The sequence below is a fragment of the Pseudotabrizicola sediminis genome (genome assembly GCF_004745575.1).
Lineage (GTDB): Bacteria > Pseudomonadota > Alphaproteobacteria > Rhodobacterales > Rhodobacteraceae > Pseudotabrizicola > Pseudotabrizicola sediminis.
The window spans coordinates 1-1001 of the sequence record NZ_RPEM01000051.1; the positions used below are offsets into that span (position 1 = coordinate 1).

Below are 1001 nucleotides of genomic sequence, written 5' to 3' on the forward strand. Positions count from 1 at the left end.
CCATCGACCGCGATGAACATTGCGGTCTTGCCTTCGGCGCGCAGGGTGTCGGCCTGCGCCTCCGCCGTGCGCGTGTCCAGCCCCAACTCCGACATCATTGCCGCTTTGCCAAGCGCCACAGCGCGCCCCCCAACCGTGCCGCGCACGCCCTTGCCGGTGACAGCCTCAAAATCCGCAGCCTCTTGCCGCGGCGCACCCTGCGCCTCGGCACCTTCGACAATGGCTTCGGCCAACGGGTGTTCCGACCCACGCTCCAACGCCGCAGCCAGCGAAAGCAGGTCGGCCTCTGCGACCTCGCCCAGCACCACAGTATCCGTCAGCTTCGGCTTGCCCATGGTCAGCGTGCCGGTCTTGTCCACGATCAGCGTATCAACGCTCGCCATCCGCTCCAGTGCTTCCGCGTCCTTGATCAGCACCCCGGCCTGCGCGCCGCGCCCTGCCGCCGTGGTGATCGAGATGGGTGTGGCCAGCCCCAGCGCACAAGGGCAGGCGATGATCAGCACCGACACCGCCGAGGCGATGGCAAAGACCAGCGCGGGGTCGGGGCCGAAGATCAACCAGACAACGAAAGCGAAAATTGCAATGCCCACGACCGTCGGCACGAACACCGCCGACACCCGGTCGGCCATCCCCTGGATCGGAGCGCGCGAGCGGCGTGCGTTCGATACCATGGCCACGATCTGCGCCAGCACCGTATCCGCGCCAACCTTGCCCGCCTCGATCACAAGGCTGCCGTTCTTGTTGATCGTGGCCCCGGTCAACGCATCGCCCGGACCCTTTTCGACGGGCATCGACTCGCCAGTCAGCATGCTCTCATCTATCGAAGACCGTCCCTCAATCACCACGCCATCGACCGGGACCGCATCGCCGGGGCGCACGCGCAGCCGGTCGCCCTCGATGATGTTTTCCAGTGGCGCGTCATATTCGGTACCATCTGGCAGGATGCGCCGCGCGGTTTTGGGCGCGAGGTCCAGCAGCGCGCGGATCGCGTCGCCGGTGCG

At 66.9% G+C, this 1001-nt stretch carries 1 protein-coding gene; it reads right to left on the reverse strand.

From position 1 onward, the window contains the following. The coding region (locus tag EEB11_RS19250; RefSeq protein WP_135434197.1) for a heavy metal translocating P-type ATPase at positions 1-1001 on the reverse strand (1001 nt) is incomplete at both ends.